At 65.6% G+C, this 13,006-nt stretch carries 16 protein-coding genes and 1 tRNA gene; 4 read left to right on the top strand and 13 right to left on the bottom strand.

Going from position 1 to position 13,006, the window contains the following annotated elements; genetic code table 11:
• Positions 1 to 47 precede the first annotated feature (47 nt).
• The 5 genes from mscL to aroA all read right to left on the bottom strand — a co-directional run bounded on the left by mscL (position 48) and on the right by aroA (position 4,987).
• Positions 48 to 467, bottom strand: a complete 420-nt coding sequence (gene mscL, locus ACT53N_RS04225; protein ID WP_476062733.1) for a large-conductance mechanosensitive channel protein MscL — start codon at positions 465 to 467, stop codon at positions 48 to 50.
• Between the two features lie 82 nt (positions 468 to 549).
• The gene (locus ACT53N_RS04230; RefSeq protein WP_010921415.1) at positions 550 to 840 is read right to left on the bottom strand and encodes an integration host factor subunit beta; all 291 of its coding nucleotides are present in this window, start codon (positions 838 to 840) and stop codon (positions 550 to 552) included.
• A 201-nt stretch (positions 841 to 1,041) separates the two neighbouring features.
• Positions 1,042 to 2,751 (bottom strand): 30S ribosomal protein S1, encoded by a 1,710-nt coding sequence (gene rpsA / locus ACT53N_RS04235; RefSeq protein WP_015923317.1) that lies wholly within the window; start codon positions 2,749 to 2,751, stop codon positions 1,042 to 1,044.
• 148 nt (positions 2,752 to 2,899) lie between these two features.
• On the bottom strand, positions 2,900 to 3,541 hold the full coding sequence (cmk, locus tag ACT53N_RS04240; protein ID WP_476062734.1) for a (d)CMP kinase: 642 nt from the start codon (positions 3,539 to 3,541) through the stop codon (positions 2,900 to 2,902).
• Positions 3,542 to 3,655: 114 nt separating this feature from the next.
• On the bottom strand, positions 3,656 to 4,987 hold the full coding sequence (aroA, locus tag ACT53N_RS04245; RefSeq protein WP_476062735.1) for a 3-phosphoshikimate 1-carboxyvinyltransferase: 1,332 nt from the start codon (positions 4,985 to 4,987) through the stop codon (positions 3,656 to 3,658).
• Between the two features lie 118 nt (positions 4,988 to 5,105).
• On the opposite strand from aroA, the gene ACT53N_RS04250 reads away from it, so the two are divergent.
• The 4 genes from ACT53N_RS04250 to ACT53N_RS04265 all read left to right on the top strand — a co-directional run bounded on the left by ACT53N_RS04250 (position 5,106) and on the right by ACT53N_RS04265 (position 6,817).
• Positions 5,106 to 5,576, top strand: coding sequence for a TIGR02300 family protein (locus ACT53N_RS04250; protein WP_310213754.1), 471 nt, complete (start codon positions 5,106 to 5,108; stop codon positions 5,574 to 5,576).
• 213 nt (positions 5,577 to 5,789) lie between these two features.
• Positions 5,790 to 5,865: transfer RNA gene (locus tag ACT53N_RS04255), tRNA-Ala, on the top strand.
• 169 nt (positions 5,866 to 6,034) lie between these two features.
• Entirely contained in the window at positions 6,035 to 6,463 is a 429-nt protein-coding gene (locus ACT53N_RS04260) for an Hsp20 family protein (protein WP_476062736.1), read from the top strand.
• 84 nt (positions 6,464 to 6,547) lie between these two features.
• A complete protein-coding gene (locus ACT53N_RS04265) occupies positions 6,548 to 6,817 on the top strand; it encodes a DUF1150 family protein (RefSeq protein WP_476062737.1) in 270 nt (89 codons plus the stop codon).
• A 13-nt stretch (positions 6,818 to 6,830) separates the two neighbouring features.
• Here ACT53N_RS04265 and ptsN read toward each other — a convergent pair whose 3' ends face one another.
• The 8 genes from ptsN to ACT53N_RS04305 form a co-directional block, all read right to left on the bottom strand.
• Positions 6,831 to 7,295 carry a PTS IIA-like nitrogen regulatory protein PtsN gene (gene ptsN / locus ACT53N_RS04270; protein ID WP_476062738.1) on the bottom strand — a complete coding sequence of 155 codons (465 nt, stop codon included), beginning with the start codon at positions 7,293 to 7,295 and terminating at the stop codon, positions 6,831 to 6,833.
• 85 nt (positions 7,296 to 7,380) lie between these two features.
• The gene (gene hpf, locus ACT53N_RS04275; RefSeq protein WP_476062739.1) at positions 7,381 to 8,007 is read right to left on the bottom strand and encodes a ribosome hibernation-promoting factor, HPF/YfiA family; all 627 of its coding nucleotides are present in this window, start codon (positions 8,005 to 8,007) and stop codon (positions 7,381 to 7,383) included.
• Between the two features lie 63 nt (positions 8,008 to 8,070).
• Complete coding sequence (locus ACT53N_RS04280) at positions 8,071 to 8,685, bottom strand: exopolysaccharide biosynthesis protein (protein ID WP_476062740.1); 615 nt, start codon at positions 8,683 to 8,685, stop codon at positions 8,071 to 8,073.
• Positions 8,686 to 8,734: 49 nt separating this feature from the next.
• Complete coding sequence (gene rpoN / locus ACT53N_RS04285) at positions 8,735 to 10,228, bottom strand: RNA polymerase factor sigma-54 (protein WP_476062741.1); 1,494 nt, start codon at positions 10,226 to 10,228, stop codon at positions 8,735 to 8,737.
• A gap of 138 nt (positions 10,229 to 10,366) precedes the next feature.
• Complete coding sequence (lptB, locus tag ACT53N_RS04290) at positions 10,367 to 11,125, bottom strand: LPS export ABC transporter ATP-binding protein (RefSeq protein ID WP_476062742.1); 759 nt, start codon at positions 11,123 to 11,125, stop codon at positions 10,367 to 10,369.
• An 8-nt stretch (positions 11,126 to 11,133) separates the two neighbouring features.
• Positions 11,134 to 11,688 carry an LptA/OstA family protein gene (locus ACT53N_RS04295; protein ID WP_476062743.1) on the bottom strand — a complete coding sequence of 185 codons (555 nt, stop codon included), beginning with the start codon at positions 11,686 to 11,688 and terminating at the stop codon, positions 11,134 to 11,136.
• 60 nt (positions 11,689 to 11,748) lie between these two features.
• Entirely contained in the window at positions 11,749 to 12,411 is a 663-nt protein-coding gene (gene lptC, locus ACT53N_RS04300; RefSeq protein ID WP_476062744.1) for an LPS export ABC transporter periplasmic protein LptC, read from the bottom strand.
• Complete coding sequence (locus ACT53N_RS04305) at positions 12,378 to 12,995, bottom strand: ribonuclease D (protein ID WP_476062745.1); 618 nt, start codon at positions 12,993 to 12,995, stop codon at positions 12,378 to 12,380. The genes lptC and ACT53N_RS04305 overlap by 34 nt, the downstream gene beginning before the upstream one ends.
• Positions 12,996 to 13,006 lie beyond the last annotated feature (11 nt).

Genomic DNA, 13,006 nt, shown 5'->3' on the forward strand with positions numbered 1-13,006 from the left:
CGCTGGCGACAGCGGCCGGCCTTTCCATGTTCGGCTGTCCGCCTGGCTCAGCTCTTCTTGGCCAGAAGGTCGCGGATCTCGGTCAGCAGCTTTTCTTCCGTGGTCGGGGCCGGCGGCGCGGCCGGAGCCGGCTCGGCGGCGTCCTGGCGGCGGATCTCGTTGACCAGCTTGACCAGCAGGAAGACCACCGAAGCGACGATGAAGAACTGGATCACGGTGTTGATGAAGGCGCCGTACTGGATCGCGACCTTCTCGATCGCTTCCGTCGCCGGATTCTCGGGTCGCAGCACCCATTCCAGCTTCGAGAAGTCGAGCCCGCCGGTCAGCAGACCGATCGGCGGCATGATCACCTGATCGACCAGGCTCTTGACGATGCCATTGAACGCCGCGCCGATGATCACGCCGACGGCCAGATCGATGACATTGCCCCGCGCGATAAACTCGCGGAATTCCTTGACCATGCTCATGACAAAATCCCTCGCCATACGTCTGAGGGGGCGAAGCTGGAGGCGTTCGCGACCTTGGGTCAAGCCCAGGTCATGATTGTTGTTATTCGTCGCCGTCGGCGTTCAGGCGGGCGCGCAGCTCCTTGCCGCTCTTGAAAAACGGCACGTGCTTGGCGCGGACATCCACGGCCTCGCCGGTGCGCGGATTGCGGCCCGTGCGCGCGGGACGCGAACGGACGGACAGGGCGCCAAAGCCGCGCAGTTCGACCCGGCCGCCATCTTCGAGGGCCCCGATCATGCGCTCCAGGATCACGCCGACGACGCGCTCGACGTCCTTCTGCGTCAGGTGCGGATTTTCATTCGCGAGCCTGGCGATGAGTTCAGACTTGATCATCGATATCCCCGGAACGCCCGTAGGAGGAGAAAGGCGCGAGCGGACCTTTGCCCAACGACGGCTGAGTCTTCAAGGGGTTGCATGAAATTCTCGAACGCGGTTCGGTTAATGCGTAAGAGCGCGCCGGACGGTTTCACCAAAGAAAACGGCGGCTGGATCGCTCCAGCCGCCGCCAACTTCAACGTCTAAGAAAGACGAAGCTTAGTCCTTGCTGGCCCGCTCGCGCAGAGCCGCGCCCAGGATGTCGCCCAGCGAAGCGCCGGAGTCCGACGAGCCGAACTGCTCGATGGCTTCCTTCTCTTCGGCCATTTCCAGCGACTTGATCGACAGCGAGACGCGGCGCGCGGCCTTGTCCACGTTGGTGATCTGGGCGTCGACGCGGTCACCCACGGCGAAGCGCTCCGGACGTTGCTCTTGACGATCGCGCGACAGGTCCGACTTGCGGATGAAGGCGGTCATCGGGGCGTCGTCTTCACCGAAGCGGACTTCGATACCGCCCGAGGTGACTTCCGTGACGGTGACGGTCACGGTCTGGTTCTTGCGGTAGGTGTCGCCCGACATCGGGTCGCCAGCCAGTTGCTTGATGCCCAGCGAGATGCGTTCCTTCTCGACGTCGACGTCGAGAACCTTCGCCTTGACCATGTCGCCCTTCTTGTAGCGGGCCATGGCTTCTTCGCCCGGAACGCTCCAGTCGATGTCCGACAGGTGCACCATGCCGTCGATGTCGTTGTCGAGGCCGACGAACAGACCGAATTCGGTCGCGTTCTTGACTTCGCCTTCGACAGTCGAGCCGACCGGGTGAGCTTCCAGGAAGGCTTCCCACGGGTTGGCCAGGGCTTGCTTCAGGCCCAGCGAGACGCGGCGCTTGGACGGATCGACGTCCAGGACCACGACGTCGACTTCCTGCGAGGTCGAGACGATCTTGCCGGGGTGGACGTTCTTCTTGGTCCACGACATTTCCGACACGTGCACCAGGCCTTCAACGCCGGCTTCCAGCTCCACGAAGGCGCCGTAGTCGGTGATGTTGGTGATGCGGCCGGTGAACTTGGCGCCGACCGGGTACTTGGCTTCAACGCCGTCCCACGGATCCGACTGCAGCTGCTTCATGCCGAGCGAGATGCGCTGGGTGTCCGGATTGATCTTGACGATCTGGACCTTCACGGTGTCGCCCACGGCGAGCACTTGGCTCGGGTGGTTGACGCGCTTCCAGCTCATATCGGTGACGTGCAGCAGGCCGTCGATGCCGCCCAGGTCAACGAACGCACCGTAGTCGGTGATGTTCTTGACGACGCCTTCGCGGATTTCACCCTCTTGCAGCTGCGACACCAGCTCGGTGCGCTGCTCGGCGCGGGCTTCTTCCAGGATGGCGCGACGCGAGACGACGATGTTGCCGCGCGGACGGTCCATCTTCAGGATGGCGAAGGGCTGTTCCTTGCCCATCAGCGGGCCGACGTCGCGGACCGGACGGATGTCGACTTGGCTGCCCGGCAGGAAGGCCGAGGCGCCGCCCAGGTCGACGGTGAAGCCGCCCTTCACGCGGCCAACGATCGCGCCCATGACGGGCTCGTTGCGGGCGTAGACGCCTTCCAGACGGGTCCAGGCTTCTTCGCGCTTGGCCTTTTCACGGCTGATGACCGCTTCGCCCATGGCGTTTTCGAGGCGTTCCAGGAACACTTCGACGGTGTCGCCGGCCTTCACGGTGGCCTTGCCGTTCTCGTCGACGCCGAATTCCTTCAGCTGGACGCGGCCTTCGGTCTTCAGACCGACGTCGATGATGGCGAAGTCCTTTTCGATCCCGACGACCTTGCCCTTGACGACGGTGCCTTCCGCGAAGTCGCGGCCGCCCATGGAGTCGTTGAGGAGCGCTTCGAAATCGTCGCGCGTCGGGTTGAAGCTCATATCGTCAGCCATGCTGATCTTTGGTCTCTAGGTTGGGGGAAGCCCTTGGATGAGCCCCGTTCAGAAAAACGGTTCTCGGGATTCCGGATGAAGTGGGTTTGAAAGCGGGCCCGCGATGTTCTTGATCGCGGCGAGGCCGGCGGTGGATTTGCCCCTCCGGCTAGAGCCGGTGACGGGCGCGCGCGTCCTCGACGATACGGCGGGCCGCATCGAAGGCCTGCTCTATAGTCATTTCCGACGTGTCGAGCAAGACGGCGTCGGGCGCCTGCGTCATCGGCGCGTCCTTGCGCCCGCCGTCACGGGCGTCGCGCTTGTGAATGTCGGCCAGGATGTCCTCGAAGGCCGCGTCCTCGCCCTGGCTCACCAGCTGCTTCCAGCGGCGCTCGGCGCGCACCTCGGGACGGGCGGTGACGTAAAGCTTGGCCGGAGCGTGGGGGGCGATCACCGTGCCGATGTCGCGGCCGTCGATCACCGATCCAGGCTCCTGAGCTGCAAACGCCTGCTGCAGGTTCAGCAGGGCAGCGCGCACGCCCGGATGCACCGCGCAACGGCTGGCGGCCTCGCCGGCGGCGCGGGTGCGCACCTCGGCCCGGTCCAGGGCCGACAGGTCGAGCGCACGGGCCACAGCTTCGGCCGCGATCGGATCGTCGAGGTCGCCCGCGCCATCGAGAATAGCCACGCCGACCGCGCGATACAGCAGCCCGGTGTCCAGCAGCGGATAGTCGTAGAGCGCCGCCAGACGCCCCGCGATCGTGCCCTTGCCCGAGGCGGCCGGGCCGTCGACGGCGATGATGAAGCCCATGGCTTGCTCCGTGTGTCGCCCTCGCCCTTCGACAAGCTCAGGGTGGGGACGATGGGACAGGCCTTCCAGTAGAAACCTCACCCTGAGCCTGTCGAAGGGCGAGGTTTCGGCGCCTCAGGCCTCCGACAGCGTCGCGCCCAGGCCTCGCATCAGGTCGGCGAATCCGGGGAAGCTGGTGGCGATCATGCCCGGCTCGTCCACCGCCACGGGCTCGTGGGCGGCCATGCCTAGGATCAGGTGGCTCATGGCGATGCGGTGATCGCCGTGAGTGATGACGGTGGCGCCGCCCTTCGGCGCCTGGCCCGTCCCGGTGACGATGAAGCCTTCCGGCTCCTCGACCACCTGGACGCCGCAGGCCTTCAGGCCGTTGGCGGTCAGGCTGATCCGGTCGCTTTCCTTGACGCGCATCTCGCCGACGCCGCGCATCACCGTCTCGCCCTCGGCGAAGGCGGCGGCAATGGCCAGGATCGGATACTCGTCGATCATCGACGGCGCGCGCTCGGGCGGCACGACCACGCCCTTGAGCGGAGAATAGCGGGCGGTGATGTCGCCGACCTCCTCGCCGCTGGCGACGCGCACGTTCGAGATCACGAGATCCGCGCCCATCTCCTGCAGCGTCGTGAAGAGGCCGATGCGCAGATCGTTGAGCATCACGCCCTCGACCGTCACCTCCGAGCCCGGAACGATCAGGGCGGCCACCAGCGGGAAGGCCGCCGACGACGGATCGCCCGGCACGGCCACATGCGTGCCGGTCAGCTTCTGCCCCTCGGGCAGGCGCACATGGCGGAAGGTCTTGTCGCCGGCCTTGCGGTCCTCGACGATCACTTCGGCCCCAAACGCGCGCAGCATGCGTTCAGTGTGGTCGCGGGTCGCTTCCGGCTCGACAACCTCGACGCCGCCCTCGGCGTGCAGGCCCGCCAGGAGCACGGCCGACTTCACCTGAGCAGAAGCCATCGGCAGGGTGTAGTTGAGGCCTCGCAAGTTGCCGCCCTTCAGCGTCAGCGGCAGGCGCCCCTTGTCACGGCCCAGCCAGGTGGCGCCCATGCGGGCCAGGGGATCCAGAACGCGACCCATCGGACGGCCGCGCAGCGACTGGTCGCCGGTAAAAGTTGCGCACATCGCAAACCCCGCCGCCGCGCCCATGATCAGGCGCACGCCTGTCCCGGCGTTGCCGCAGTCGATCACGTCAGACGGCTCTTCAAAGCCGCCCTTGCCTTCGATGCGCCAACGGCCGACGCCCTCGCGCTCGATCCGCGCGCCGAAGGCTTGCATGGCCTGCGCGGTGGCGAGCACGTCGTCGCCCTCCAGCAAACCCTCGACCGTCGTCGTCCCGGTCGCCAGCGCGCCCAGGATCATCGAACGGTGCGAAATGGACTTGTCTCCCGGAGCGCGCACGATCCCTCGCAGAGCGCCTCCGGGAGCGCTCTTCAATCCAGCCAGCGACATGCCGAAACCGGCTCCTTAGTATTTGGTGGTTTTCGCGAAGGGGTTTGCTTTTGACAGCGGGCTCGCGCCATGGCAAGTGACCGGCCGCTTTTCCCATCCGGATCAAAGGGTCGCCAACTTGGCCAATCCCGACCTGGGCGCAAAACAAATCTGCCCCAACTGCCAGTCGAAGTTCTACGACCTCAACCGTCGTCCCGCTGTCTGCCCCAAATGCGGCGAGCAGTTCGACCCTGAAGAGGCCCTGAAATCGCGCCGCGTCCGCGCCCGCGCCGTCACGCCGGATTATGACGCCGACGACGAAAAGGAAGCGGTCGCGCCCAAGGAGGTCGACGGCTACGAGGACGAAGTCGACGACACCCCCGAAATCGACGAGGCCGCCGAAGCCGACGTCGTCGAGACCGATGACGAAGACGTCGATCCGGGCGCCCCGACCCCGGCCGGCGGCGACGACCTCGGCGTCGATTTCGCCGAAGACGAAGACCTCGCCGATGAAGACGGCGACGATGTTCCCTTCCTCGAAGACGAGGATGACGAGGACATTCTTGACGAGGAGATCGAAGGTCTCCCGGGCGAGGGCGTCGACGACTGATCGTGAGACAGCCGGTTTCGAGACCGTCGAAACCGGCTGTCCACAGGCGTTTCGGGAGCCCCGAGAATTTTCTCGAAAAAAGTTCGAGAAGAGGCTTGATCCCAGAAAATTCCCGGACTAGTTTCCGCGCCTCTTCGGGGAGCGACACCAGTCGAAACGCCGAAGAGACCAAGGATTTCCGAGAGTTACCTCCAGGTTCTCTTAGAAAAATTTGGGGCTATAGCTCAGCTGGTAGAGCGCTTGAATGGCATTCAAGAGGTCAGCGGTTCGACTCCGCTTAGCTCCACCATCAAGGCCCGGGCGGAAACGTCCGGGCCTTGTCCATTTTGGGCTTCTGTTTCCCTCCTCCTCTTGAACCGGCCGCACCCGCGCGCCATGTCTGGCGTCGTGTCGTGGTGACCGGCGCCGATCCTCGGGCTTGTCTCCGCGAACGAAGTCGCTTCAGCGAGGACTTCGCGATGACCCGGACGATCCTGTTCGACAGCCCCTTCCTTCTGGGCTTCGAACACACCCGAGACCTGATCGAGCGCGCCGCCAAGGCCGCTTCCGAAAGCTATCCGCCCTACAATGTCGAGCAGGCCGAGCACGGCGGCGTTCGCATCACCCTGGCCGTCGCGGGCTTTTCGCCCGACCAGCTCCACGTAACCGTCGAGGGCGGCCAACTGGTCGTCGCCGGCAGGCGCGAGCCCGCCGATGGTCGTTCCGAGGCGGAGCGGGCCTTCCTGCATCGGGGAATCGCCGCGCGCGGCTTTGTGCGCACCTTCGTGCTCGCCGAGGGCATGGAGGTCACGGCCGCCACGCTGGAGCACGGCCTGTTGCACATCGACCTGGCCCGCCCGTCGCCCGAGCGCCTGGTGAAGAAGATCCCGATCCGCAGCGCAGGCTGAGACGCCGCGCAGAACCCGCCTTGAGCGCTCGCGGTCTGAACCGCGCAGGGCACGGCGCGTTCCCCAATTCAAGGAGGTGGTCCTATGACGCCCAACACGCACCAGAGCCGACCGTTCACGCACGAAGCCTTCGCGGCCCTTGGCGCGCCAGACCTCGTCTATGTCCGGCCCATCAAGGCCGCCGAGATCCTGGCCGACGCTCCAGAGGGTGTCGAAGGTTTCGACCTTTCGCCGGACCAGACCCTGTATGCGGTGTGCCGAGCCGACGGCGCACGCCTGGCGGTGATGATCGACCGCGACACGGCGATCGCCGCCGCCCTCGCCCACGAGCTGGCGCCGGTGTCCGTGCACTAGGACTGCTAGATCGTCAGGCGGCCGTGCTGGCCGGTTCATCCGTCAACAAGACATGGATCGCGTCGGCCGAGCGGGCCTGACGCACGGCGGCCCGAGTCTCGGGTTGACGCATCATCCGCGCCACTCGCGCCAGGGCTCGGAGATGCTGAGCGTTGGCGTCTCTCGGCGCAAAGAGCGCCACAAGCAGGTCGACGGGCTTGTCATCAAGCGCGTCGAACGCCACCGGCGAGTCCAAACGCACAACGACCGCGCGAACGCGATCCAGGCCATCTAGCCTAGCATGGGGGATCGCGACACCCTCGCCAACCCCCGTCGACCCGGCGGCTTCGCGTTCGACAAGACCGTCCAGCGCAGCTTCGGGATCCACGCCAAGAACGCGGCCGGCCACGTCCGCGACCATCGAAAGCGCCTGGCGCTTGCCGGGCGCGCTAGCGCGTAGCGCCACCGCTCCGGGCTCAAGAAGGTCGCCGATGGTCATGGACTTCCAACGCTCGCTAGTTTCCGACCGCCCTGGCGCCGTCGACGGGAATCCACCGACGGCGCCAGACCATGACACGGTCTGGTTAGCTCGCGGTTGACCCGTGTCCGTTCGACTTCGTGCGTTCGGGGTCGATCCAGCCGATATTCCCGTCTGGACGCCGATACACCACAGAGATGCCCCCGTGGGCGGCGTTCCTAAACACGATTGCCGGGTATGCGGTCAAGTCCAGTTCCATGACAGCCATGGAAACGGTCATTGTCTTCATCGCGGCCTGGGTTTCCGCAATGACCATGGCCGCGGGCGCGCCCGTCGGGTGGTCGGTTTCGACATCCCAGTCGTCATCCGCGTCATCGCCTTCCGGCGCGCGCAGAACGAACATGGCGGCGTTCTCGACCTGTCTGGCGGTCGCCGCCGCAGAGTGACTCTTCAGTCGCCTCTTATAGCGCCTGATGCGCGTATCGATCTTGGCCAGGGCGGCGTCGAAGGCCGCGTGCGCGTCACCTCCAGACCCGTGGCTGATGAGCTGCTGACCCGAAGCCAGCTTGACCGAGCAATCGACACGGAAGGCGTAGCCGTCCTTGCTGACTACGACCTCGGCGGCTCCGCCGCGATCGAAGTATTTGCCGATGCTTTGAGCGATTTCGTCGGAGACTCGCGCTCGCAGAGCCTCACCAACGTCGACATGCTTGCCGGAGACTTGGACTTGCATATCGATACAACGCGCCTGTCGCCGACGGGTGTCAAGCGGCGCTTTCGTGGCTTTTGGGCGCCCTCAAAAGAGTCCCGAAAACACCCCCAGAAGCTTGCGGACTCCCAGCACCACGACATGGGCGCTGACAAACAAGAGCGCCCCGCTGCCCACGGCCATCAAATAGCCCAGCAGGGCGAGGATTCCGTCGCGCTGGAGCAGGGCCAGGGCCAGAACCGCCACGGTCGCGCCGGGCGCCAGATTGCCCAGAGGGATAGGCAGGACCAGCACCAGAGCCAGCAGGGTGCAGACCACGCCGATCGTTCTTTCGCCCAGGGGTGCGAACAATGGCCGCAGCCTGGGACGGGTGACCAGCTCCATGTTGCGAACGATCGGTCCCAACCTCCGAAAGAGGCCGCGCAGATCGTCGCGCTTCAACGGCTTGTCGACCAGACCGCGCGGCAACCAGGGCGTATCGGCGCCCATAGCGATCTGCGGCGCCAGGAACAGGATCGGCAAGGACAGAATAGTCGATGACCCCGGCGGCAGGGGCAGGGTGTTCAGCAGGCCAAACACCAGCAGCATCGCACCAAAGGCGCGGCTGTCGAACGCCGCCAGCATTTGCCCGACGGTCAGGGTGGGGCTGGCGTCTTCGCCAAAGCCCTCGATCACGTCGGCCAGACTCTTTTCGCTCATCAAATCCTCTCGGCCCGCTCGGGAACGCGCGGGGGACGAAAAGGAGGCGGCTTCAGACCGCTTCCTTCATCAGCCGGCGACGTTCCACCGACGAGGGGATCCGCATGGCCTCGCGATACTTGGCCACGGTCCGGCGGGCTATGTCGACCCCGGCCGCCTTGAGAATTTCCACGATGCGATCGTCAGAGTGGACGTCGGCCTCGCATTTCTCAGCGTCGACCAGGCCCTTGATCTTGTGGCGCACGCTGGCGGCCGAGTGGGCCTCGCCCCCCTCTGACGACTGGATCGCCGAGGTGAAGAAGAACTTCAGCTCGAACACTCCGCGCGGCGTTGCGATGTACTTGTTCGACGTGACGCGGCTGACCGTGCTCTCGTGCATGCCGATCGCGTCGGCGACCGTCTTCAGGTTCAGAGGACGCAGATGCTCCACGCCGAAGGCCAGGAAGCCGTCTTGCTGGCGGACGATCTCGCTGGCGACCTTCAGGATGGTCTTGGCCCGCTGGTCGAGGCTTTTCACCAGCCAGTTGGCTGAGGCCATGCAGTCGGCCACGAAGGTCTTTTCCTGGTCGCTGCGCGCGCCCTTCGAGACCCGAGCGTGATAGCGCTGGTCGACCAGCACGCGCGGCAGGGTGTCGGTGTTCAGCTCCACATGCCACATGCCGCCCAGCCCCTCGCGGACCATGACGTCCGGCACCAGGGTCTCGGCCGGCTCGCTGTGATAGGCCGCGCCAGGGCGGGGATTTAAGGATCGGATCTCGCCGATCATCTCGCGCAGGTCTTCGTCATCGACGCCGCAGATCCGGCGCAACGCCGCCAGGTCCCGCTTGGCCAGAAGCTCGAGATGATCAAGCATCGCCGCCATGGCCGGGTCGTAGCGGTTGAGGTCCTTCAGCTGCAGCGCCAGACACTCGCGCACGTCTCGCGCAAAGACGCCGACAGGCTCGAAACCCTGCAGCACTGTCAGGGTCTCTTCGACCATCTCAAGGGCGCAGCCCAGGCGATCGGCCAGTTCGGCGACGTCGAGGCGCAGGTAGCCGCCTTCATCGACGGCGTCGATCAGGATCTCAGCGATGGCGTTACGGGCCGGCGACAGCGCGGCCTGAACCAGCTGGGTCCGGAGGTGCGCGGCGAGGGTCGGCGTGTCGGTGAGCGCCCGCTCGTAGCCTTCATCGCTTTCAAAAGAACCGCCGCCGCCAGCCCGCGACCAGTCGATCTGGCCGCCGGCGTGTTCGGCTTCGGCGCCGTCGCCGGTGGCGCGCTCGCCCGGGGAGACATCGTCGGAGGGCGTATCCAGCTCCCGCCCGGCCGTCGTGTCGGCCACGGCGTCGACCTGGGTCAGGCTGGCGTCGCGCGCAGTCTCGATCTCAACGGCCGGCTCATGATCGCCCTCATCGCGTTGCAGGAGCGGGTTGCGCTCCAGCTCGGCCTCGACGAAGGCGTCGAGCTCGATGTTCGACAGCTGCAGCAGCTTGATGGCCTGCTGCAGTTGCGGGGTGATGACGAGGCCCTGGCCCTGCCGGAGCTCTAGTCGGTGGCTGAGCGCCAATGCGCCCTCCTGACGTCCGAAAAACTTTCGAACGCCATTGAAGAGCGGTTCTGGTTAACGGGTCGCGAACGCCTGCAATAATCGGGCCGGTGCGACCGAGTGTCCCGAAAGAAGGCTTAAGCCTTGTAGAACAAGGCGTTAGTCGCCCAGACGCGGCTCGGTGAAGCTCTCGCCCAGATAAACGCGCTTCACTTCCGGGTTTTCGACGATCTCGCGCGGCGAACCCTCGAACAGCACCTCGCCCGCATGGATGATCGAGGCGCGGTCGATGATGTCGAGCGTCTCACGGACATTGTGGTCGGTGATCAGGATGCCGATGCCACGCCCCTTCAGATAGCCGATCACCTCGCGGATGTCGGCGATCGCCAAGGGATCGATACCGGCGAAGGGTTCGTCCAGCAGCATGAATGACGGCTCGGACGCCAGGGCGCGGGCGATTTCCACGCGACGACGCTCGCCGCCCGACAGGGCGACGGCCGGCGACTTGCGGATGTGGGTGATCCGCAGTTCCTCAAGAATGTTGGTGACTTGCTCGCGAGCCTTGCGCGGGTCGCGCTCGCGCATCTCGACGACGGCCATGACGTTCTGCTCGACCGTCATGCCCCGGAAGATCGAGGCCTCCTGCGGCAGATAGCCCACGCCCAGGCGGGCGCGCTGGAACATCGGCTGAGACGTAATGTTCTCACCGTCCAGATAGATCGCGCCGTAGTCGGCGGCGATCAGGCCGGTGACCATGTAGAAGCACGTCGTCTTGCCCGCGCCGTTGGGGCCTAGGAGGCCCGCCACCTCGCCGCGCTTCAGGCGCAGCGACACGTTCTTGACGACCGGGCGATCGCCGAACGACTTGCCTACGGAATCGACGAACAGGCCGTCCATGTCGTTGGAGGTCAGGGTCATTCGGGATCCTAGCGCGGCTCGGCCGGGGCCGGCGCATCGGACGTCTGGGCGTCATCCTGGTAGAACACCGCGCGCACGCGACGCTTGGCGCTTTGGCTCGACGCGGTCGACTCAAGCTTGGCGTCGTTGGTCTTGGTGTTCACGGTCAGGCGATCGCCCCGGGCGACATCCTTGCCCTTCACCAGAATGACGTCTCCGGTGAGGACCGCCGTGTTGTTGCTGAAGGTGTAGACAGCGCGGTCGCCACGGGCGTTCTGCTGGTCGCTGACGAGATAGACGCCGCCTTCGGCCTCCATGCGCTGCGCCGCGCCGCAGCCGGTCGCGCCGCCCGCAGGCTTGGCGCTGAGGATGGTCACCTTCTGGGCCCGCAACCGCGACCGGTTCTGCAGAATCTCGACATTGCCGATGAAGATCGTCGTGCAGGTGCTGTTGAAGGTCTGCTGCTCATCAGCGGACACGTCGATAGGCGCGCTGGAGGCGCTCTGCCGCGCTTGAACCGCGCTCGCGGCCCCAACACCAGACAGGATCAACGCGGTCACCGCCGCAGCCGTCCATCGCTTCATCAGAACCATGTCCTCATCCGTCGCGGCTCACCTTCGGAGCGAACCTGCGCATTGTCTTCTTTACTGCCGTTCGAACCGCGCGCGAACCCCGCCTCGGAAGACGATGCGATCGCCCTTGTCATATACGGAGTAGGCGCGCGATTGCACCTGTCCGCTGGGTCCTTCGCCGCTCATTGTGCTCTCGCCGCTTACATCGCCGGTGCGCGTGTCGACGAACGACTCCTCGGACGCGAAGCGATACCCCGCGCCGTCGTCCAGGCGGACGTCGTCTTTCAGGTTGAGCCCGAAGGTGTCCTGTCGATAGACGCCATGCTTGGCGGTCATGCGCGTGGGCGTGGGCGAACCCAGGTCCAAGGTCAGGGCGGGCTCTTCCAGGATGATCCGGCGCGGATCCGCATCGTCACGAATCGCCGAGCGCGCCGTGATCATGAAACTGCGACCGTCGGTCGACTGCCCATAGAAGCGGGGCGTGATCAGGCGAATTTCGGTGCGCGCTTCAGCCGGCGCCCGGGAGGCCGCCATGTAGGTGCGCCAGCCGACCTGCGCGATCACCACGAGCAGCAGCACGCCGATCGCGGCGGGCAGGACGATGCGCGCGGCCAGAACGCGGCGCGAGCGGCGGCGCCAGCGTCCGAGGTCGGCGCTCATCGATCGTCCGGTCATGACCGCGGCGGGCTGCATGGAGTCCTTTAGCTGTGCGCGAAGATGTCCATCTCCTCCCAACCGGCCAGGTCGAGCGAGGCGCGGTGAGGGAGATAGTCGAAGGCGTGCTGGGCCAGCGCCATGCGGCCTTCGCGCTCGAGCATGGCGTTCAGCTTCAAGCGCAGACCGTGCAGGTGCAGCACGTCGGAGGCCGCGTAGGCCACCTGGTCGGCGCTGAGCGACGGCGCCCCCCAGTCCGACGACTGCTGGACCTTGGAAAGCTCAACGCCCAGCAGCTCGCGCGTCACGTCCTTAAGGCCGTGGCGATCGGTATAGGTGCGGGCCAGCTTGCTGGCGATCTTGGTGCAGTAGACGGGGGCGGTCACCACCCCCAGATGGAGTTCGAACATGGCGATATCAAAGCGCCCGAAGTGAAAAAGCTTCAGGACCTTCGGATTCGTCAGCAGCGCCTTGAGGTTGGGGCAGTCGTAGTCGGGACGGCTAAGCCGCACGACGTGCGCGTCGCCGTCGCCGGCCGACAACTGGACCACGCAAAGAGGATCGCGCCGCAGGCGCAAGCCCATGGTCTCCGAATCGATCGCGATGATCTCCGCGCCCGCGAAGACGCCGTCGGGCAGATCGCCCTCATGAACGAAATTAGCCAACTCTCAGACGT

It is taken from the genome of Caulobacter sp. DMC95 (assembly GCF_056313785.1).

Excerpts from the sequence above, each read along its gene's own strand:
- ACT53N_RS04230 (WP_010921415.1), bottom strand. The coding sequence starts at position 840 with ATGATCAAGTCTGAACTCATCGCCAGGCTCGCGAATGAAAATCCGCAC.
- lptB (WP_476062742.1), bottom strand. The coding sequence starts at position 11,125 with ATGACCCTGACCTCCAACGACATGGACGGCCTGTTCGTCGATTCCGTA.
- cmk (WP_476062734.1), bottom strand. The coding sequence starts at position 3,541 with ATGGGCTTCATCATCGCCGTCGACGGCCCGGCCGCCTCGGGCAAGGGC.
- ptsN (WP_476062738.1), bottom strand. The coding sequence starts at position 7,295 with ATGACCATCGGCGACCTTCTTGAGCCCGGAGCGGTGGCGCTACGCGCT.
- aroA (WP_476062735.1), bottom strand. The coding sequence starts at position 4,987 with ATGTCGCTGGCTGGATTGAAGAGCGCTCCCGGAGGCGCTCTGCGAGGG.
- ACT53N_RS04260 (WP_476062736.1), top strand. The coding sequence starts at position 6,035 with ATGACCCGGACGATCCTGTTCGACAGCCCCTTCCTTCTGGGCTTCGAA.
- ACT53N_RS04295 (WP_476062743.1), bottom strand. The coding sequence starts at position 11,688 with ATGAAGCGATGGACGGCTGCGGCGGTGACCGCGTTGATCCTGTCTGGT.
- rpsA (WP_015923317.1), bottom strand. The coding sequence starts at position 2,751 with ATGGCTGACGATATGAGCTTCAACCCGACGCGCGACGATTTCGAAGCG.
- mscL (WP_476062733.1), bottom strand. The coding sequence starts at position 467 with ATGAGCATGGTCAAGGAATTCCGCGAGTTTATCGCGCGGGGCAATGTC.
- hpf (WP_476062739.1), bottom strand. The coding sequence starts at position 8,007 with ATGCAAGTCCAAGTCTCCGGCAAGCATGTCGACGTTGGTGAGGCTCTG.
- ACT53N_RS04265 (WP_476062737.1), top strand. The coding sequence starts at position 6,548 with ATGACGCCCAACACGCACCAGAGCCGACCGTTCACGCACGAAGCCTTC.